The following is a 20893-nucleotide window of genomic DNA, read 5'->3' on the forward strand; positions in this document are numbered from 1 at the left end:
CCATCGGCCATTGATTAGTCATACGCAGTTGCCCGCGAAATGACCGGTGCAGTTTCACATGTCCAGGCTGGTCCAGCCGGGCCTGGCCTCATCCAGTGCCACTGCGTGCACCCGCTTGCCGGTCGCCAACTCCACACGCCGCGCCACTTGCGGGTCATCGGCAAAGGGCATCAGGCTGGCGTCGTCCAGGCTCTTGTCCGATTGACCGCGCAAGCAATACTCCACCGCGCCATACAGGCATACCACCATCAACAGGCCCCACATTTCAGGCGATCCGCGCATCAAGCTGCGCCATTTGCAGATTCGCGACACGCACGGTGCGCCAGGTGTTGTAGGTCATCAGCAGCATGCCGGTGAGAAAGAACACACCACCGACAAAACGCACCACAAACCCCGGGTGGCTGGCCTGCAAGGCCTCGACAAATGAATAGGTGAGGGTGCCGTCATCGTTGACCGCACGCCACATCAAGCCCTGGGTGATGCCGTTGACCCACATCGACGCGATGTAGAGCACGGTGCCGATGGTGGCCAGCCAGAAGTGCAGGTTGATCAACCCCACGCTGTGCATCTGCTCGCGGCCGAACACTTTGGGGATCATGTGGTACAGCGAGCCGAAGGTGATCATCGCCACCCAGCCCAGGGCCCCGGCGTGTACGTGGCCGATGGTCCAGTCGGTGTAGTGGGAGAGGGCGTTGACGGTCTTGATCGCCATCATCGGGCCTTCGAATGTCGACATGCCGTAGAACGCCAGGGACAGCACCAGAAAGCGCAGGATCGGGTCGGTGCGCAACTGATGCCAGGCGCCGGACAAGGTCATCATGCCGTTGATCATGCCGCCCCAGCTAGGCGCCAGCAGGATCAGCGACATGGCCATGCCCAGCGACTGCGCCCAGTCGGGCAGGGCGGTGTAGTGCAAATGGTGCGGACCGGCCCAGATATACAGGGTGATCAACGCCCAGAAGTGCACGATGGACAAGCGATAAGAGTACACCGGGCGCCCGACTTGTTTCGGCACGAAGTAATACATCATCCCCAGGAAACCTGTGGTCAGGAAAAACCCTACGGCGTTATGCCCGTACCACCATTGCACCATGGCATCGGTCGCCCCGGAATACACCGGATAGGACTTGAACCAATCCACCGGGATCGCCAGGTGGTTGACCACATGCAGCATGGCGATCACCAGTATGAACGCGCCGAAGAACCAGTTGCCCACGTAGATGTGCCGGGTTTGGCGTCGCACCACAGTGGTGAAAAACACTATGGCATACGCCACCCAGACCACCGCCATCCACACCGCGCCGGAGAATTCGATCTCGGCGTATTCCTTGGTGGTGGTGTAACCCAGCGGCAGGCTGACCAGCATGATCACGATCACCGACTGCCAACCCCAAAAGGTAAACGCCGCCAGGCGGTCGGAAAACAGCCGTACCTGGCAGGTACGCTGTACCGCGTAATAGCTGGCGGCGAACTGCGCGCTGCCGGCAAAACCGAAAATCACCAGGCTGGTGTGCAGGGGGCGTAGGCGGCCAAAGGTGGTCCATGGCAAATCCAGGTTCATCTGCGGCCAGACCAGTTGCGAGGCGATCCACACGCCCATGGCCATGCCCACCACGCCCCAGGCGATAGTGGCGATAACGAATTGACGGACGACTTTATAGTTATAGGCCTGTCCGATTGTTGCGCTGTTCATGCTCAGTCCTCCCACGGTTCCAAGTGGCGGCACTGTAGGAAGCATGGGTAAAACAAAACAGGCTCAGAAAAACCTCATTGTTGCGGATCAGTTTTTAGCCGTACGTCGAATGGCTGCATCTGCCATGATCAGGCTTCGCAACCAGGCTCACCCAAGGAACGCCGCAATGGATGATGTACAGCAACTGGGCGAGATGCTTCGTCATTACGCCGACAGCGAAGCGCACAAGAAGCAACAGTTCGACGTGCAGTCGGCCCGTTGGGCGCAGAAGCTCGATGAGCTGTTCGGGCAGATCGAGCAGTGGCTTGAGCCGGTGAAGACGGTGGGGTTGCTTGAAGTCCACCGTGAAGCTTACGTAGCCAGCGGCCCGAGCGTGCCAATGGAGACCTCGACATTCAAGACCGAGAAACTGACCGTGCAGATCACCGGCAAACCGGTGGAGTTCGTGCCGGATGTAATGGGCGCGGGCGGCTTGATCTCCGTGTCGGTCATGGGCCTGACCGCGGCACGCCACGGCAGTGTGTCGCTGGTGTTGCCCGCGGATAAGAACGACTGGTTGTGGAAGAAAACCAATGGCCTCAAAGATCCGGACACCTTTGGTTTCGACGCCAACTTCCTGGCCTCGCAGTTGCAAAGCCTGATCCCCCGCGAACGCAGCTGAAACGTCGAATGATGGGAACAGGGTTATTTTGCCAGGATTGGCTATACCTACAGCTCAGTGTTCCAACGTCGACCGCCAGGGAGTTCAGACATGACACTTAGGCATTTGCTCTGCACGTTGTGCATCGCTTCGCTCGGGCTGGCGGGGTGTGCCAGCAAGATCACCGCGCCGGATGAGTATTCCGGCTTTCTCTCGGACTACAGCCGGCTCAAGGAAGCCAAGTCTCCATCGGGGGCCGAGGTGATGCGCTGGGTCGATCCCGAGCTGGATCTGAGCCGCTATCACGCGGTGTACGTCGAACCGACCCAGTTCTACCCTAAGCCCCAGGCCACCGCGAAAATTCCGCTAACCACCCTCAACGGCATCAATACCTACTACAACCAGGCACTCAAGCGTGAGCTGGAAAAATCCCTGCCCCTGGCCAATGCGCCAGGTCCAGGCGTGATCGTGGTGCGCGCAGCAATCACCGCCGTGAGCAGCAAGACCGAAGGCCTCAAACCCTATGAGTACATTCCGGTGGCCTTCGTCGTGGCGGCGGTAAGCACCGGCACCGGGATCCGTGATCAGGAAACCACCCTGGGCACCGAGGCGCAGTTCCTCGATGGTGCCAATGGCAAGGTGCTCGCCCAGGTGGTGCGCAAAGGCACTGGCAAGCCGCTGTCCAACGATTCGCAGGTGATGAAGGCCGATGACGTGAAAAGCGTGATTGACGGCTGGGCGTCGGACCTGCATCAGTCGTACGTGAAACTTACCCGCTAGAACGTGCGAGAAGGTGAGGGCTGCGGTGCCCTCACCCTTGTTGCGACCGGGCGCGTGACGTTACTTGAGCGGCGTCAACGGCGGCAGCTTCCATTGGCCGTTACCCACCTCAGGCTTGGGCAGGTAAATGCGCAATACCGCATAGAACGGACCGGGTGGTGCCGGCAACCAGTTGCTTTGCTCGGCTTTCGGCGGCTCGTGGTGCTGCAGGGCCAGTGTCAGGCCGCCATCGGCGTCACGCTTGAGGGTGGGCAGCATTCGCGAATTGATCAGGTAGCGCTTCTTGTGGTTGGGCACCAAAAGCTTGGTCTTGGCGTCGTACATGGTCAGCGACCAGAACGCATCGGCCGGCGGCAGTTGGTCCTTGGCAAAGTGCACGGTGTAGCTGTGTCGTGCGCCGTTGGCAGGCTTGCCTTCGCTGTCGACGAAGTAGCTCATGTAGACGGCTTCGTCGGCGGAGTTGCCGAAAATGCCCAGGTTGGCGCCAGCATAGCGGTACAGGTAATTGTTGTTCAGGTGGTCGCGGCTGCCGAACAGATCACCGCTGGTGACCTGGTGAGTGTCCACTTTGTCTTTCTTGAACGCGGCAAATTCGGCATGGGCGTCGGCAATGCCTTCATCCAGAGCCTTGCGCTGTTCGACGGTCAACTCCTTGACCTTGAACGGCGCGCCCGGGGCAATTCCGATCTTGGCAAACCGGGCCAGCAGGTCTTTTTCGCTGTCCTGCGGGGCTGCGAAGGCCAGCATGAAGTTCAGGTAGCGAAACAGTTGCGGGCCTTCGGTCATGGTCGCCGTGGGCTTTGGCCATTCGACCTTGGGCGCCTTGGCTGGCGCGGGTTGTTTCACGTAGCTGCTCAGTGGCTGCACTTTGTAGCCGGCCTGGATCTGCTTGACCTTGCCCAGGTCTTTTTCATCAAACAACTGCGTCCGGTACAGGGCGTAGGCGATATTGCTTTCGCTGTAGATCACGCGGTCGACATTCACCGGCTGCTGACCCTTCCAGTCGGGGCCGGCGATCATGTAGTGGCCGCCGTTGTTACCGGTACTGCGGGTGCCCAGGTAAGCGAAGTTCTGCGTATAAAGATCGATCAACTGCACCGAGTAGTAGCGATCGTCTTCGATCTTGGGCAGGGTCAGCACCAGTGGTTCGCGGCGCAGGTCCATCCAGACGAACGAGTAGGGCGTGTCGGCGTTGGGCGTGACGAAGGCCGTGTCCTTGGGCGTGAACACCTGCGCGGTATTGCCGATCTGGTTGAACGGCGCCTTGAAGTTGGCACCGCCCTTGTCAACGGCCTGGGTATAGAGCGTCTTGTACATGTCCACCACCGGAAACCCATACAGATAGGCTTCCTTGGCAATGGCCCGGGCTTCGGCCGGGGTTGCCGTGAAGTCGGCCCAGGCGCCGGTACTCATGAGTATCGAGAGGCTCGCCAACAGCAGGCGCGTCGGTTTTCCAATCATGTTGTTGCGTCCTTCCTGAGTGCAGGTTGCAGGGTCGCGCTGAATGGCGCGCGAATGCGCCGAGTTTCCGATTTTATTCACCGAACGTCACGTTAATCTCTGAGCACCTGACGCGAAGATGCCGCCCATGCAGGCGGCATCGAGGAGTACAGGCTGGAATTAACGTGCGGGCAGCATCGATTTGACTTTGTCGCGTAATTGATCGATCGAGAACGGCTTGGCGATCACGTGCATGCCAGTCGGCACCTCGATGTTTTCCGCATAGCCGCTGGCGAACAGGATCGGCAGGTCCGCACGCAGTTCGCGCACCTTGGTGGCAAGTTGCTTGCCATCCATGTCCGGCAAACCGACGTCGGTCATCATCAGGTCGATCACCTGGTCGGTGTTTCGCACCAGGGTCAGCGCTTCTTCAGCATCGCCGGCCTCCAGTACGTTGAATTCCAACTCCTCCAGGACATCGACGATGAGCATGCGCACGATGGCATCGTCTTCGACGACAAGGATGGTGGAGGCGGTGACGGACATAAAAAATTCCCGAGAGTGAAAAGGATTGGCCGTGAGCGGTGCAAAGACCATCCTCTAATGAGTCGCGGCGATCTCGGCAAGTTCCCTCACCGAAGCCGGTATTGTGCCGGTGTTGGAAAAGAATGTCCCGCATGAGTCTGCGACCGATATTCTACAGGGGCGCAGCGCAATACTAATGAGAGTCCCCGGCATCTGCGGGAAGCGCAGGATGCCGGTTCTTCACCTCGCACCTCAGCCGGCATTTGATACCGATCTGGAGGAGGCGATTGAGATCTTATTGGATACCATATCATGCACGCCGTTGATGCTCTCGACGGTGTTCATCAAGTGCAACTCACTGAATTGCGAAACAGAATAGGTCAAGGAGCCCGGATTGGGTGGAAACCAGTGGCTCGTTGACCCCGAGATCATCGCGCTTTCTATTCCAGCGCGCATGGAGGCCTCGGAGTTGAATGTGGCCAACCCGAAGTTGGGGTCGAAGTAGAACCATTCTTTTTTGCCGCCATTGATGACAACCCCGGCGGTAATTCCGTGTGTTGTATTACCTATCATCAGGCTGGTCGACGTACTGGCATTCGCCAGTTGCTCGATGATTTCTGCAGCCGTCTGCTGCTGCTTATATTGGCCCACATGAAAGTCATGCCTGAGCTTGGCCTGGAAGCGTTGCATGTTTTGTTGAAACACCAGTGTGGCCGGATGCTCGGGATTAGCCATTACCGTGAATAAATTCTCCAGCAGGGTGGCTTGCTTGCCTTCCTGAATGGCATAGGCCATCGAGTTCGCAAACACGGCACATTGCCCCCCCGAGATAGGACTGACTTGGCTGAGGTAAAAGCCCTGTGGCATTGGAATGAAGGTTCCGCCTGCCGTCTTGATGTTTTCACTGAAGTGTTTGGCAAGGGAAAGATTCAACTCGATCGCGCGCTTTTCAACCTGTCGGTACAGACACCCCATTTCTTGAGTCGTCAACCCGGGTTGCAAGGCCAGTTCCTGAAGTTGTGGGATTCTCAGGCCAGGCCTGTACCCCTTTATCGAATCGGGCGTTCCCGCCTTGTAACCCTGCTTGAAACTGTCCGCCTCGAACGCCTTGAGGCTTTCCATTTTGGTGTAGAACGTGTTCGGCAGTTCTTCCAGATCATCTATGCGGCGCTTCAGGCGTCCCAACTCTTGCGCGCTCGGATTGGCTTGCAGTGCAAGTCGCTTGAGCTGCTCAACGTTCAGGGAGGTTGAGTAACCCTCAATCGACGGCGGTGTCCGGCTGTTGAGACCAAGGTGGAAGCCGTCGGGATCCGTTTTCAACGCGTCCGCCTTCAAGTTCGTGAATTTCTCGGCGTAATTGGGGTCGGGCTGGGCGGCAGGAGGCGGGGAGCCCCACCAACTGGCGAACCACTCGGTCGTCGCCGACTCCGTCAACCCTTTGATTTCACCCCCGGAGGCTGCGACAGAGGGCGTGAAGTTTTCCAGAGGTGCCCCGTAGGGTTGAGCCTTGACCGGGTCGTAGCGGTACCATTGCCCATCGTTGAACACGGCAGCCGTATGCATCTTTGTCTCGCCGACCTTGTAGCTGCCTATCGCGGCTACGTCGTACTGGTTGCTGAGGCTTTTCAGCAACCCGTAACTGTCTGATGTACCTCGCAGTATTTGTATGCCTTTAGCCAGTGCCCGAGGGCTTTTGCCCAATAGTCTTACACCGCCAAATACCAAGTCGTCTGCGCCCCCCAGCGGATTGAACGCACTGACGGTCGCCGCTCCAATCACGCGCGCACCCTTGGCCAGCTTTGTAGCCGCAGAGGCGGTGATAGCCCCTACCTTGACCAGCTTGGCAGCGGTCGCTGCGCCAGCGGTCAGGAACCCCATGACATCCATCGTCAGATCAAGAGCGCCCGCCACATAGTTGCCGTTTATGAAGTTGACGATGGCCGATCTCAGCGGGATCAGGTCCAGGAAGAAGTTGGCCGCGCGATCCTGTGCTTCAAACTGTTTGTCCAACTGCGTAGAACCTTTGGCCGCTTTTACAACATCGGCATTGTCGATATCCAGGTGCTCGACGAACGCATCGGCAATGTAGGTGCTCCGGTCACTGCTGAAGCTTTTCGGCGTGACTGACGTGTCGCCGGTGTTTTCCTTTTGATTTTCCTGGCTATAGCGGGTCGGCCGGAACTCGGTTCGGTGAATTTGCCGTGAGCCTGGACCATAGCGTGTTTCATCGTAATGGTTGCCGCTCCCCAGCTTGGTGATCGTGCCTTTCTGGATGTCAACTTCATAAACAGACGACACGCCGTCGCGTTCGGTTTTTATCGAAAAGGTGGAGTATTTGTGGAGAAGTGTTTTATCCGTGAGATTGATTCTGTACTCGGACTCATGAAAGAAGCGCAGCTTTCCATATTCCAGGTCTTTGCGTTGATCCAGGGGAAGTTTGGAAATGAGGTGCCTGACGGTCGCACTCAAACCTTTCTTTCGCGAAGCAATGGCCTCGTCGAAGTGTTGCTTGAAAGCTGCATTCACGCCGAGCACAGGATTATCATTGATTTCGGCGAGGGGGATACGAGGGTCCTCGGTCGTCCAGGTGTAATGACGGTTTTCCATCATCGCAATGTCCAGCATCGAGAAATACCCTTCAGGCCGCAAGTTCGGGTCATAAAGCGGCATCGCCGTGGATTGATGGCCGGATGTCTGGAGTTTCAACAGGGGTTGTTCAAACGGAATACCTTCACCAAAACGTTCTTTCAGTTTGGCAAGGGCGATGTCCTTACGGTTGGGTATTTCAGCATTGGCTAACGCTTGTGCGTCAATCTGCTCGGCAAACTCGCGGTTGTATTGGGTTCTTAACTGATCCAGTTCTTGATTCGTGTACTGTTTGTCATCTTTTCTCTTGATCAGGCCGTTGACGACCCCCCAATCGACCAGTGCGGTTTGCTGGGCGAGCTCGGTCACCGCCGGATCGGCCTGGGCGGCCTTTTCGGCCTTGATCATGATTTCGTCGAAGCCCATGGTCATCGCCGACCCGGGTGACTCAGCTTCCTGGGTCGCCACCGCGATCTCCAATCGGGTCCAGGCCGGGCTGCCATAAGTGACGTTGTCGGGAATGCCTTTGACCAGGAATGCGGGCGCTGCCTGCGCGAGCAATATCATGGCGGCAACCTTGGCCATCTCCGGGCCAGCCAGGCCGCGCTCAATCAGGTGTTTGACCAGCGCCTCGACCACGGCTGACGGGTGCAAGCCCCAATGGGCCGACTGCGCCAGGTCGAACCCGGCTACTTTGTTTCGCTGCGGGTTTGTAAGCGCTTCGGGGTTCAGGATCCGGTTGATCAATACCAGGAGATAGTCATGGATGCTGATGTCTGTGTCGAATCCCTTTATAACTGCTCGCATCGCCCGACCCAGTGCCTGGCCTGTGGGACCGTTCACCATGGATTCAAACGCTTTGACGGGGTCTGTCTTGGCGTCACCAGATAGGGGTTTATTGTCATTGAGGAGTTCAAGGATACCCTGTCCATTGCCCGTCTCGGATGAGTTGGTGTGATCCTTGATGTATTGGAGGGCCGCTGTGTGCAACGTTTGTTGATCGTCCGGACTCAAAGGTGCGGGCCAGGACAGAGCCCCCCCGAAATCGCCAAACGGGTTCGCCAGCGCTCTCTCGCTGACGGCATCCGCCAGCGCGGTCAAGGAAAAATGATTGGTGGGCAGGCCAAGACCAATGCCGCGGATGAAACTCTCCAATGTGACGAGTGTGTCGGGCTGCGTTGGAAAGGATGAATGCGGGTGGATTTCCATCGCGGTGGTTTTGAGTGCGTTCGAGACGGCCGGGGGAGAAGCATTGTGCCCCAGTGTCTTGGCAATTTTGTGCAGCGCTTGCGACAGGGTATGCAGGTTACGCGCATTGCCAATCAGGGTTTTGCTGGAGAGGTTGGCTGTTGTGAGAGAAGTCGGTTGTGGCGCCGGGTTTGCCTGTTGTTGCGCAATGCTCCCAGGCGAAGTGGGTTGGGACAGCTGATGGGTTTGACTGAACGCACGCATGGATGGGTTGGGGGCTGAGAAAGACACCGCGTAGAGACTGGTCATGGCTGGGTACCCTTTAGAGATGGACTTGATTCAGTCTTTGCCTGTGGACGTTCCGTATCGCCACGGCGCTTTACTGAGTGCCGGCCTCTGCCACCTGCGTTCCTGCGTCCGCTCGTTCGCTCGGTAAAAGCGACGTATATGGCCTGGTTTGACGTGCGGTTCTCACAATCGACTGTCATTCATCTCACGGTCCTTTGGCATAAAAATAGCGTTCAACCCCAACTTTGGGGCAAACTCCTGGGTTTTCTGCACTTGGCCAAGGCATGCCCATGACTCCCGCTTCGTCCGTCGATGAAAAGAGCTTTCGTAATCTGCTGAGCCGAAACGTTGCATTGCCCCTGGGCGTGGGCGTGCTCAGCGCGGTGTTTTTCGTGTGCCTGATCACCTACCTGTTGTCGGTGATCCAGTGGGTTGAACACACCGACCGGGTTATCAATAACCTCAATGAATCGTCCAAGCTGACCGTGGACCTGGAAACCGGCATGCGTGGTTTCCTGATCACCGGCGACGAGCATTTCCTCGACCCGTATGAAGTGGCCAAGCCGCGCATCATCGCCGACCTGCGTAACCTGCAGGAGCTGGTAGCGGACAACCCGCAGCAGGTGGATCGCCTCAAGCGCCTGGAAGCCCTGCAGGCCGAGTGGAACAACTACGCCCAGTCGATGATAGATATGCAGCGCACCAGCGGTGACTACCGCAGCGCGGTCAAGGCCGGCCGCGGCAAGCGCCTGACCGATGAAATCCGCAAGGAATACGAAGACGCGGTGGCGATGGAGCAGCAGTTCCGCATCACCCGCAACGAACAAGTCACCCGCACCACGGTGATCAGCGTCACCCTGTATTTGGTATTTGTGCTGGGCTTGAGTGGCTTCCTGGCGTATATCGGCCGTAAAAATCTTGTTTCTCTATCAGAGAGTTATAGCGCAAACCTCATGTCACAACAGAAGATTGCGCGACGCCTCGAACAACAAGCCTGGCTGCGTAATGGCCAGACCGAACTGGCCGAGCAGGTGCTCGGCCAGCTGACCCTGAATATGCTCGGGCGCAACATCCTTCAATTTTTTGCCCAGTACATGGGCTCGGCTGTTGCCGCGCTGTATGTGCGCGAAGAACACGGCGGTCTCAAGCGCGTGGCAACCTATGGCTTCTCCCGCGAGCAGGAGCAACGGGAACAGGCGATCTACAGCGACGAAGGCATTGTTGGCCAGGCTGCCCAGCTCGATCGCCTGATTCGCCTGGATGATGTGCCGGTGGATTACTTCAAGGTCAGCTCCGGTCTGGGTGAAGGGCCGACGCGCAGCGTGCTGGTCATGCCCACCAGTGATGATGACCGCGTCAACGGCGTGGTCGAACTGGGCTTCCTGCGCCCGCTGGAAGAGCGTGACGAAGAGCTGCTGGAGCTGATCGCCGGCAATATCGGCACCTCCATCGAAGCGGCGCGGTACCGCCAGCGCCTGCAGGAAGTGCTGGCCGAAACCCAGCAGCTCAACGAAGAGCTGCAAGTGCAGCAGGAAGAACTCAAGACCGCCAACGAAGAGCTGGAAGAACAGTCGCGCATCCTCAAGGAGTCCCAGGCCCACCTGGAAACCCAGCAGGCCGAGCTGGAACAGACCAACGAGCAACTCGCCGAACAGACCGAGACCCTGGCCGAACAACGCGACGCCATGGACCGCAAGAACATCGAGCTCAACCAGGCCCAGCTCGAACTGGAAGAACGCGCCGAAGAATTGCAGCGCTCCAGCAAGTACAAGTCCGAATTCCTCGCCAATATGTCCCACGAGCTGCGCACGCCGCTGAACAGCTCGTTGATCCTGGCCAAGTTGCTGGCCGAGAACCCCCAGGAAAACCTCAGCGCCGAACAGGTCAAGTTTGCCGAGTCGATCTATTCCGCCGGCAATGACCTGCTCAACCTGATCAATGACATCCTGGATATTTCCAAGGTGGAGGCCGGCAAGCTGGAGATGCGCCCGGAAAACTCCAGCGTGGCACGGCTTGTCGACGGCCTGCGCGGCATGTTCGAGCCGCTGGCGGCTGATCGCAAGCTGGGCTTCCAGGTAGAGGTGCAGGAAGGCACGCCGACCATGCTGTTCACCGACCGCCAGCGATTGGAGCAGATCCTGAAGAATCTGCTGTCCAACGCGATCAAGTTCACCGAACAGGGCGAGGTCAGCCTGTCGGTGTCGCGAGCATCGGAGGAGGGCATTGCCTTTACGGTACGCGACTCCGGCATCGGCATTGCGCCAGACCAGCAGGAAAGCATCTTCGAAGCCTTCCGCCAGGCCGACGGCACCACCAACCGCCGTTACGGCGGCACCGGCCTGGGCCTGTCGATTTCCCGCGACCTGGCGGCCCTGTTGGGTGGCTATATCAGCGTGACCAGTGCCCCGGGCAAAGGCAGCACCTTTACCCTGGTGCTGCCGGAACATTATGCAGAGCCAGGGGAGGACGCAGCACCGATCGAGCCGCCGCGCCAAGTGGTGGTGGTGCCCGCACCGGCTCCAGCCAAGGTGTCGCCGCTGCCGGTGGCCGATGCCAGCCAGATCCCGCGTTTCGCCGATGACCGCGACAAGGCCCCGTTCACCACACGCTGTATCCTGGTGGTGGAAGACGAACCTAACTTCGCCCGCATCCTGTTCGACCTGGCCCATGAGCTGGGCTACCACTGCCTGGTGGCCCACGGTGCGGACGAAGGCTACAGCCTGGCCGAGGAATATGTGCCCGACGCCATCCTGCTGGACATGCGCCTGCCGGACCATTCCGGGTTGACCGTGCTGCAGCGCCTCAAGGAACACGCCAATACCCGGCACATCCCGGTGCATGTGATTTCTGTGGAAGACCGCGTGGAAGCCGCCATGCACATGGGCGCCATCGGTTATGCGGTCAAACCCACCACCCGCGAAGAGCTCAAGGACGTGTTCGCGCGCCTCGAAGCCAAGCTGACCCAGAAGGTCAAGCGCGTGCTGCTGGTAGAGGATGATGACCTGCAACGCGACAGCATTGCCCGCCTGATCGGTGACGATGACATCGAGATCACCGACGTCGGCTACGCACAGGCCGCCCTGGACCTGCTGCGCACTAACGTCTATGACTGCATGATCATCGACCTCAAGCTGCCGGACATGCTCGGCAACGAACTGCTCAAGCGCATGGCCACGGAGGATATCTGCTCGTTCCCGCCGGTGATCGTCTATACCGGGCGCAACCTGACCCGCGATGAAGAAGCCGAACTGCGCAAGTATTCGCGCTCGATCATCATCAAGGGCGCCCGCTCGCCGGAGCGCCTGCTGGATGAGGTCACACTCTTTCTGCACAAAGTCGAATCCCAGCTGTCCCATGATCGCCAGAAGATGCTCAAGACCGCCCGCAGCCGCGACAAGGTCTTCGAGGGGCGCAAGATCCTGCTGGTGGACGACGATGTGCGCAACATCTTCGCCCTCACCAGCGCACTGGAGCACAAAGGCGCGGTGGTGGTCATCGGGCGTAACGGCCGTGAGGCCATCGACAAACTCAATGAAGTCGAAGATATAGACCTGGTGCTGATGGACGTGATGATGCCGGAAATGGATGGTTACGAGGCCACTGCCTTGATCCGCCAGGACCCGCGCTGGAAAAAGCTGCCGATCATCGCGGTGACGGCCAAGGCCATGAAAGACGATCAGGAGCGCTGCCTCGCGGCCGGTTCCAACGATTACCTGGCCAAGCCGATCGACCTGGATCGCCTGTTCTCACTGATTCGCGTGTGGCTACCGAAGATGGAACGCATTTAAGTGGAGCGAAGTTTCTTGGAAAAAAGCAGCGATATTGAGCTGCGCCTGTTGATCGAGGCGATTTACCTCAAGTACAGCTACGACTTCCGGGATTACTCCGGGGCGTCGGTCAAGCGCCGCGTGGCTCATGCCTTGCGCCAGTTTGATTGCGCGACCATTTCCGCCTTGCAGGAGCGCGTGTTGCACGACCCGGCGGCGTTCATGCAGTTGCTGCAGTTCCTGACGATCCCGGTAAGCGAGATGTTTCGCGACCCGTCGCACTTTCTCGCGATCCGCCAGGAAGTGGTGCCGCTGCTCAAGACCTACCCGTCGATCAAGATCTGGATCGCCGGCTGCAGCACCGGCGAGGAGGTGTACTCCATGGCCATCCTGCTGCGCGAGGAGGGGTTGCTGGAGCGTACGATCATCTACGCCACCGATATCAACCCGGCGTCGCTGGACAAGGCCAAGCAGGGCATCTTTTCCCTGGAGAACGTACGCGCCTATACCGCCAACTATCAGCAGGCCGGTGGGCAACGTTCATTTGCCGACTACTACACCGCGGCTTACGATTACGCGATCTTCGATAAAACGCTGCGTGAGAATGTGACCTTTGCCGATCACAGCCTGGCGACCGATAGTGTATTCTCGGAAACTCAATTAATTTCGTGTCGTAACGTACTGATTTATTTCAATAAAAAATTGCAGGATCGAGCGTTTGGATTGTTCCATGAGTCGCTGTGTCATCGCGGCTTCCTGGTGCTGGGCAGCAAGGAGACCCTGGATTTCTCCGCGTACGGCAAGCAATTCGAACCGTTGGTCAAACAGGAACGGATCTACCGAAAGCTATGAATCAAGCGGCTGCCAACCCGGCACAGGTCCGGGGCATAGAGGCTATTGTGATCGGCGCCTCCGCCGGTGGCGTAGAGGCGTTGCTGACGGTATTTGCCCAATTGCCTGCGGACTTCGGCCTGCCGATCATCACCGTGCTGCACCTGCCCGACGAGCGCCGCAGCCAGTTGGCCGAAGTGTTTGATCGCCGCGTCGCCATGTCGGTGGTGGAGGCGCGCGACAAGGAAGTGCTCAAGCCCGGCACGCTGTACTTTGCCGGACCTGGTTATCACCTGTCGGTGGAGCATGATCGCAGCCTGTCCCTGAGTCAGGAAGACCGCGTGCACCATTCGCGGCCCGCAATCGACTTCCTGTTTGAGTCCGCCGCCGATGCCTACGGCACGGGCTTGCTCGCCATCCTGTTGACCGGCGCCAACCAGGACGGCGCCCGTGGCCTGGCCCACGTCAAGCAGCAGGGCGGAACCACCGTGGTGCAGGAGCCCACTGAAGCACGTGTCGCCGTCATGCCCCGAGCAGCCCTGGCGCTGCACACACCCGACCACATTCTGACGTTGAGCCGCATTGGCTCATTGCTGGCTTCGCTGGAATATTCCCCATGTTAAGTACTGTCCAGGCCAAACTGCTGATCGTCGACGATCTGCCGGAAAACCTGCTCGCCCTCGAAGCGCTGATCAAGCGCGAGGACCGCCAGGTATTCAAGGCATTGAGCGCCGACGAGGCCTTGTCCCTGTTGCTGGAGCACGAGTTCGCCATGGCGATTCTCGACGTGCAGATGCCCGGCATGAACGGGTTCGAGCTGGCCGAACTGATGCGCGGCACCGAGAAAACCAAGAACATCCCGATTGTGTTCGTCAGCGCCGCCGGCCGCGAACTCAATTACGCCTTCAAGGGCTACGAAAGCGGTGCCGTGGACTTCCTGCACAAGCCGCTGGATATCCATGCGGTGAAGAGCAAGGTCAACGTGTTCGTCGACCTGTACCGCCAGAGCAAGGCCATGAAGCTACAGGTCGAAGCCCTGGAGCGCAGCCGTCGCGAGCAGGAACTGCTGCTGACGCGTCTGCAGGCCACCCAGGCCGAGCTGGAGCAGGCGGTGCGCATGCGTGATGACTTCATGTCGATCGTCGCCCACGAAGTGCGTACGCCCCTCAACGGGCTGATCCTCGAAACCCAGTTGCGCAAGATGCACCTGGCCCGCGACAACGCCGCCGCGTTCACCCTGGACAAGATGCACGCCATGGTCGACCGTGACGAACGGCAGATCCAGAGCCTGATCCGCCTGATTGAAGACATGCTCGACGTGTCGCGCATCCGCACCGGCAAACTGTCGATACGCCCGGCGCGGTTTGACCTCACACAGCTTGTCAGCAGCCTGGTGGAGAACTTCGCGCCCCAGGTCGCGGCGGCGGATTCATCCATGACCCTGACTGCCGAAGGCCCCGTGGAGGGTCACTGGGATGAGTTCCGCATTGAGCAGGTGGTCACCAACCTGTTGACCAACGCCTTGCGCTACGGGGCCAAGAGCCCGATAGAAGTGCGCGTGTACAGCGAGCATGACGAAGCCCGCGTAGAAGTGCGCGATCACGGCATTGGTATCAGTGAAGACAACCAGAAGCGTATCTTCCAGCAGTTCGAACGGGTATCGGCCAGTCAGGTTGCGGCTGGCCTGGGCCTGGGGCTGTTTATTTCCGAGCAGATCGTTGCAGCCCATGGCGGCACCATCGAAGTCGAGAGCCGGATAGGCGAGGGCGCCTTGTTCAGGGTGTGCCTGCCGTTGCAGGCGACGGCTTGAATTCAATCGTCACCTCGACGCAACCTCTGCGTGACCCCATGGTCGTAATTGCAGCTATTGACCGGACAAAGGCTTCCCATGAGTGAAGATGCACAAGATGTCGTTCTGATCGTCGAGGACGACGAATCCATTATGTTTGTGTTGGGTGAATACCTGGCCGGCCTGGGCTATCGGGTGTTGAAGGCAATCGACGGGGAGCAGGCTTTTGAAATTCTCGCGACCAAGCCGCACCTGGACCTGATGGTCACGGATTACCGTTTGCCGGGGGGGATCTCCGGGGTGCAGATTGCCGAGCCTGCGCTGTTATTGCGACCGGAATTGAAAGTGATCTTTATCAGTGGCTATCCGCAGGAGATCCTCGACTGTAAAAGCCCGATCACGCGCAATGCGCCGATCCTGGCCAAGCCGTTTGATCTCGATACATTGCAAGAGCATATCCAGCGGTTGTTGGCGTGATGACCTTTGCCATGGCGGGGATCCGCCAGCCATGGCAATCAACGACGCTCCTCAGTCTCTGGCTAAGTCCAGTATCTCCTTGACCTTATTGGCATCGAAGATGCCGTCCCCCCCGTCGTCACGCAGCTTGAACGTTCCATCAGGCGCCACTTCAACCCCGACGGAACTGGCGTAGGTAACGGACACATCCTTGCGTTGCAGCAGCGCTAACAAGGGTTTGTTGTTATAGACGTCCTGTTGCCGAATCGCGCTGGCAACTCCGACGACACTCCGGGTACGAGTGCCTGCGACGAAGATGACTTTTCCACCGTTCGCCAAGTCTTTTTCAACACCGTTCAACCACGTAAACCCATTACTTCCATTGTTGACGGGCTGCGCCAGGTTGCTCTCGTTCAAGTGCACCAGTGTGCGTTTCTGGTAGATGCCGTCCTTCATGTCTGAGAGCACTACCACGGCCGAACAGTCACTCAGGCCATTGGTGCTGAGCACGGTAGTCCGGTCATTGACGGTATGCGACTGGCCCGTGAATACCTCAAATTTTTCAGCCTTCCCTGTTGTTATGGGGGCGTGTGGCGGCACCGGTTTTGATGGCATTGGCACGGACGTCGCTGTTTGCGATTTAATGACGATTGGCATTTCACTCAACTCCTTCACGGTTTTGTCCGAGACGGCGGTAGTCTTTTTCCATGAGTCGTCATACACGCTGACTTCAAACTCCAACTTGTCCGGGTTTTTGCTGTGAGTTGTGTATTGAACCGGCAGGTCTTTATCGGTGAACACCTTGTGCAGGCCTCGCTTCATAGCCTCCGGGGTACTGAACGTTGCTATCCCAAAATTGGGGTCATAAAAAAACCACTTTTTATTCACGCCTTCGCCCATGACCCCTGCCATCATTGCGTGCCCAGGGATGCCAATCATCAGCGTTTTTGGTGTATCGGACGTCGCCAACTCATCAAGCATTTCGTGGTAACCCATTTCTCGGCGCATCTTGCCAGCATGAAATAACGTCGGACCGGTCAGTTGTTTTTGTACGGTCGTCAACTGGTCAATGAACGCCCGCGAAGCAGGGTCGGTCGGGTTTGCGGCGGCCGTGTACAAGTTGCCAATAAACTTAGCCTCGGTGCCTTGCTGCATGGCGCTCGCCATCAGTCTGGACATGGCTGAGCATTGGCCTTGGGAGAGTGGATTGGTCTGACTGAGATAGAACACCTGAGGGGCTGCTACAAAGCGGCCACCGGCTTCGCTGATACTTTCATAGAATCGGTTGACCCCTTTAAAACCGTGCTGTACCGCCAGCCGTTCTACGTGTCGAACCAACGTGCCGATCTGCTCCGGCGTCAGTTGTCCTTGGGTTGCCAGCTTCATGATGTCTTCAGATTTCATAGCCGCGCGATAACCCGGTACTGATTTCGGATCACCATTGTCATATCCCTTTTGGAATTGCGTCTTGTCTGCCGCGTTTTGATGGCGTTCAACCATCTCAGACCAGCGTTGACGCGTGCGTGCTGACGCCGGAGTCATTACTCGCTCTGTTGTTTCCCATTTGCCCAACGCCTGTTCCCCTGACAGAACTGAGGGTTGAAAGTCGTCCAGCGCCTTGCCAAATGGGAGACCCTTCACGCTGTCGAAGGCGTACCATTTGCCTCCGCTCAGGACGGCCGGCCCTTCCATGATCGTGTCTTGCAGCTTGAATGTTCCGAGAGCACTGGCGTCGAACCGTTTGCTGGCGTTGATCAGGTCATAACTGTTGGTTCCACGCAGCAGCCGATAGGCGTGAGTGGAGCCTTTCTTTCCGGCATTTGCCAGGGAGATGGCCAGGTCGCCTACGCCATCAAGCGGGTTGAGCGCACCGATCGCCGTTCGCCCCAGTATTTTCCCGCCATAAGCCGCTTTGGTCAGTATTGAAGCCCCCCCCTGGAGGGCCTTGATACCTTTTGCCGCCCCCGCTGCCCCTAGAAGGAAGCCGAAGGCATCAAGTGTCAGGTCCACGATACCGTCGCCATAGCGTCCCTCTTTGAAGTTATTGATTGCAGACCTCAAAGGAATCAGGTTCAGCATGAACTCCATGGCGTTCTTGTAAAAGGGCACCTCGACATCGAATGTGGTCTGGCCCGCGGCAAGTTGTCTGGACGATTCAGTATCCACCTCTTTTACCATGGCGTTCGCTATGTAAGATGTACGCTCGCTGCTGAAGCTGAGGGGGATACCCGCTGCACCCTTTGTTTCATCGGTTATTGTGTCAGCATAATTTCCCGATGGGATGACGGCCTGGTACTCCGTATAGCGCGAGACGCCTCTGGGACGGGCCTCGCCCACGACGAAATCCCCGAGGTCGTCACGGGTGCGGATCTTGTTTTGCTTGATATCGATTTCATAAATATTGACCTTGCCGGCGCGCTCGGTCCTGACCAGAAAACTATGACCTTCGGAGACCGTCGTGCTGCTCTTTGGGGCCTGACTGTAAGGCCAGTACTCATGAATGACGGGCTTGGCCAGCGTGATTTTTCCGAATTCGAAGTTTTGCCGATCTGACAGGCTTAGCCCTGCGATCAAATGCTTGACCTGGGTCGCCACGCTTCTATTTATTTTGTCTGAATAGTTCGGGAAGGCGACCCGAAAGTACTCTCGCAAGTTCGGAAGGCTTTTGAGCGTGTCTTGCATCGCGTCGAAGTCGACATCACGAGAGGTCGATACCCATTTGTTTGCTGAATCGGCCTGGTCGCGTGTGATTCCATCATAAAACCCAGGGGTTCCCCGTGCAGCGTCATGGATGTAAAGGTCCAGGACTGAATAGGGGCCTGGAAAGTCCAGATGTTGACGTTTCAACTGGATGCACTTCTTCTCGAAAAGTGCGGGGTCCATATCCGGGAAGGCTTTTTTCAGCTCTTCCAGGCCCTTCCTTTTGACGTCAGGTACTTCCATTGAGTGCGCTGCTGAAGCCGCCCTCAATTCGTTCAACTGTTGATCGAAGGCGACCTGCACCGCGCGCATCGCCTCAACAGTCTGTGGACAGTCCATGCCATTGACGACGGCCCAGTCCTTGAGTGCTTCTTGCTGGGCCAGGTACTCTGTCAGGCGTTCCTCTTGTGTAATGGGGGCGATGTCCGCAATACGCATGACATGCTCGTAGGTCATTGTTGCCGTTACACCAGGCGCAGCCTTTTCAAGGCGTCTGACGGCCGTGACCAAACTGACCCACATATGAGTGCCGAACTTCACCTCATTGGGAATCTCCTTGACCAGCATTTCCGGGGCTTTGACTGATAAATAAATATATGCTTGAAGTCGCGCTTTTTCGTAGGACGATGACTGGCCGGTATCGAGCAAGTGATTGGTGATATCCAGGATGAGATCCGACGCTGAGCAGCCACCGTTTCTCGCATCAGTCAACAGAAACCCTGCTACCTGATGTTTACCGTGCTCGGCGCGCGAGGAGTCCACATGCATAAGCGTGAACAGCCATTCAGTGACCGTGCCCTTGACTGACCGGGCAGCGAACTTGGCTTGAACGGCTTGCCCCAGCGCCTGGCCTTTTGGCGATTTAATCCGTGTGTCAATCAAATCACGCGGTTTGTTGAAGGCTGAAGGCTCGATAAATTGCCCGTCCATCAAATACTCAAGTACGTTCTTGAAGCGCGTGAGGTCAATGTCGCCAAATTTGCCGTGTCGCAGGTCGGCTTCCAATTGAGTTACAGAGGTTTCATCCAGTGCAACAGGCCAGGCCAGCGCCCCCCCATAGTTACCATTGGGGGGACTTTGAAGCGGTGGGGTGCGTAGTTTTTTTATGAGGTTCTGCACTTGCGCCAGATCGGTTGGCACCTCCCACCCCTCGCTTTCGAAAAACTGCTTGAGAGTAGGGGTGGTGCCAGCGTGTACATTATGAGTGTCGCGATGAACCGAGAGATGATATTCCGCCATATATTCCGGTATGTCAGCGGGGCCAGACTCAAGCATTTTAGCCAATGACGTCATCAGCTCGACCACATTCAGACGGGTTTGGTTGCTCCCCAGCATAGCTTTATGAGCGGCCAATTCGTGTTCGCTGCGCGCCTCCTGCAACGCCGAAAACACTGGGTCATTCACCAGTTGGAAACCTGCTCCTGCCTCGAGTTGGGCTGCCCGCTCCTGATTGGAGGGGGCTGGATTAATGTGCAGTTCCTTGTAGAAATCCCTGATCAGCCCTAAGGGCGCGATATTGCTGGTTTTCGCTTGGGGAGGCTTGAATGTGAGGAAATACGCACCTGACGCAATAACACGCGCCGCGATCATCAACGGCTTACCAATCGCAGCCCATTCCGCGTCATCCTTTCCCAATGAGCGCTTGATCTGACGCGGATCCGAATGACGCTTGAGTTTGTAAAAAATCTTCCCCGTCCCCGGGTTGAGTTCTACCGAGTCGGGGTCGATGTCTTTGCTATTCATCCACTGGGCGAAGTCGGGCGCCTGGAAGGCGTGCCTCAACTGCGCCCACCATTGACCGAAGGTTGAATGGGGAGCAATAGGGGAGACAGGCATGTCAGAGTTGTAGCCGCTGGGTGCGCTGGCCAATGCCCGTCCATACTGCCTGGACAGCTCCAGATCACCTTCGGTCCGGCTGCTTTCGGCAACGGCTTGCGACGCTGCGCTTTCAAGGCGGGGAGCATGCTGCACTGTGATCGGGGGTGGAGGTTGAGTCAGCGAGATTGGCTTCGGGTTTTGCGTGGTCTGAACATGGGTTGCAGTCGTCATAGGCTCTCTCAACGGACGGGCTATTGAATACGGGTGAGCACGTGCGCTGCCCAGCCTGTTGAGCATTTGTATCCAAATAACTACTATCGATTCCGATTGAGCCACACTCAATGATTGCCGGAAATGTCGGCCAAGAGCCCGCACCACCATTTGACGCGGGC

At 57.7% G+C, this 20893-nt stretch carries 13 protein-coding genes; 7 read left to right on the top strand and 6 right to left on the bottom strand.

All coding sequences use genetic code 11. The features are described 5' to 3' along the window. Positions 1–54 precede the first annotated feature (54 nt). Positions 55–264, bottom strand: coding sequence for a cbb3-type cytochrome c oxidase subunit 3 (locus AC3WP7_RS12260; RefSeq protein WP_092243660.1), 210 nt, complete (start codon positions 262–264; stop codon positions 55–57). A 1-nt stretch (position 265) separates the two neighbouring features. Further along, the gene (gene ccoN, locus AC3WP7_RS12265) at positions 266–1693 is read right to left on the bottom strand and encodes a cytochrome-c oxidase, cbb3-type subunit I (RefSeq protein ID WP_102591986.1); all 1428 of its coding nucleotides are present in this window, start codon (positions 1691–1693) and stop codon (positions 266–268) included. Between the two features lie 166 nt (positions 1694–1859). Here ccoN and AC3WP7_RS12270 point away from each other — a divergent pair, with 166 nt between their 5' ends. Both AC3WP7_RS12270 and AC3WP7_RS12275 read left to right on the top strand, forming a co-directional pair. Continuing rightward, positions 1860–2354, top strand: a complete 495-nt coding sequence (locus AC3WP7_RS12270) for a hypothetical protein (RefSeq protein ID WP_071488281.1) — start codon at positions 1860–1862, stop codon at positions 2352–2354. A gap of 90 nt (positions 2355–2444) precedes the next feature. After that, positions 2445–3113 (top strand): DUF3313 domain-containing protein, encoded by a 669-nt coding sequence (locus AC3WP7_RS12275; protein WP_071488282.1) that lies wholly within the window; start codon positions 2445–2447, stop codon positions 3111–3113. Positions 3114–3173: 60 nt separating this feature from the next. On the opposite strand, the gene AC3WP7_RS12280 is transcribed toward AC3WP7_RS12275, so the two are convergent. The 3 genes from AC3WP7_RS12280 to AC3WP7_RS12290 all read right to left on the bottom strand — a co-directional run bounded on the left by AC3WP7_RS12280 (position 3174) and on the right by AC3WP7_RS12290 (position 9161). Further along, complete coding sequence (locus AC3WP7_RS12280) at positions 3174–4574, bottom strand: DUF1254 domain-containing protein (RefSeq protein ID WP_092243651.1); 1401 nt, start codon at positions 4572–4574, stop codon at positions 3174–3176. A 159-nt stretch (positions 4575–4733) separates the two neighbouring features. Further along, on the bottom strand, positions 4734–5099 hold the full coding sequence (locus tag AC3WP7_RS12285) for a response regulator (protein ID WP_092243648.1): 366 nt from the start codon (positions 5097–5099) through the stop codon (positions 4734–4736). 231 nt (positions 5100–5330) lie between these two features. Further along, positions 5331–9161, bottom strand: coding sequence for an Mcf1 protease effector domain-containing protein (locus AC3WP7_RS12290; protein WP_102591987.1), 3831 nt, complete (start codon positions 9159–9161; stop codon positions 5331–5333). 269 nt (positions 9162–9430) lie between these two features. Between AC3WP7_RS12290 and AC3WP7_RS12295 the strand changes: the two genes are divergently transcribed. The 5 genes from AC3WP7_RS12295 (at position 9431) to AC3WP7_RS12315 (ending at position 16004) form a co-directional block, all read left to right on the top strand. After that, on the top strand, positions 9431–12928 hold the full coding sequence (locus AC3WP7_RS12295; RefSeq protein ID WP_102591988.1) for a response regulator: 3498 nt from the start codon (positions 9431–9433) through the stop codon (positions 12926–12928). Continuing rightward, complete coding sequence (locus AC3WP7_RS12300) at positions 12929–13759, top strand: CheR family methyltransferase (RefSeq protein ID WP_012724198.1); 831 nt, start codon at positions 12929–12931, stop codon at positions 13757–13759. Beyond that, positions 13756–14361, top strand: coding sequence for a chemotaxis protein CheB (locus tag AC3WP7_RS12305; RefSeq protein ID WP_092243639.1), 606 nt, complete (start codon positions 13756–13758; stop codon positions 14359–14361). The genes AC3WP7_RS12300 and AC3WP7_RS12305 overlap by 4 nt, the downstream gene beginning before the upstream one ends. Continuing rightward, entirely contained in the window at positions 14355–15548 is a 1194-nt protein-coding gene (locus AC3WP7_RS12310) for a hybrid sensor histidine kinase/response regulator (protein WP_092243636.1), read from the top strand. The genes AC3WP7_RS12305 and AC3WP7_RS12310 overlap by 7 nt, the downstream gene beginning before the upstream one ends. Positions 15549–15626: 78 nt before the next feature. Beyond that, a complete protein-coding gene (locus AC3WP7_RS12315; RefSeq protein WP_092243633.1) occupies positions 15627–16004 on the top strand; it encodes a response regulator in 378 nt (125 codons plus the stop codon). A gap of 51 nt (positions 16005–16055) precedes the next feature. On the opposite strand, the gene AC3WP7_RS12320 is transcribed toward AC3WP7_RS12315, so the two are convergent. After that, a complete protein-coding gene (locus AC3WP7_RS12320) occupies positions 16056–20732 on the bottom strand; it encodes an Mcf1 protease effector domain-containing protein (protein ID WP_102591989.1) in 4677 nt (1558 codons plus the stop codon). Between the last annotated feature and the right edge of the window lie 161 nt (positions 20733–20893).

The organism is Pseudomonas sp. FW305-3-2-15-C-LB1 (assembly GCF_058787615.1).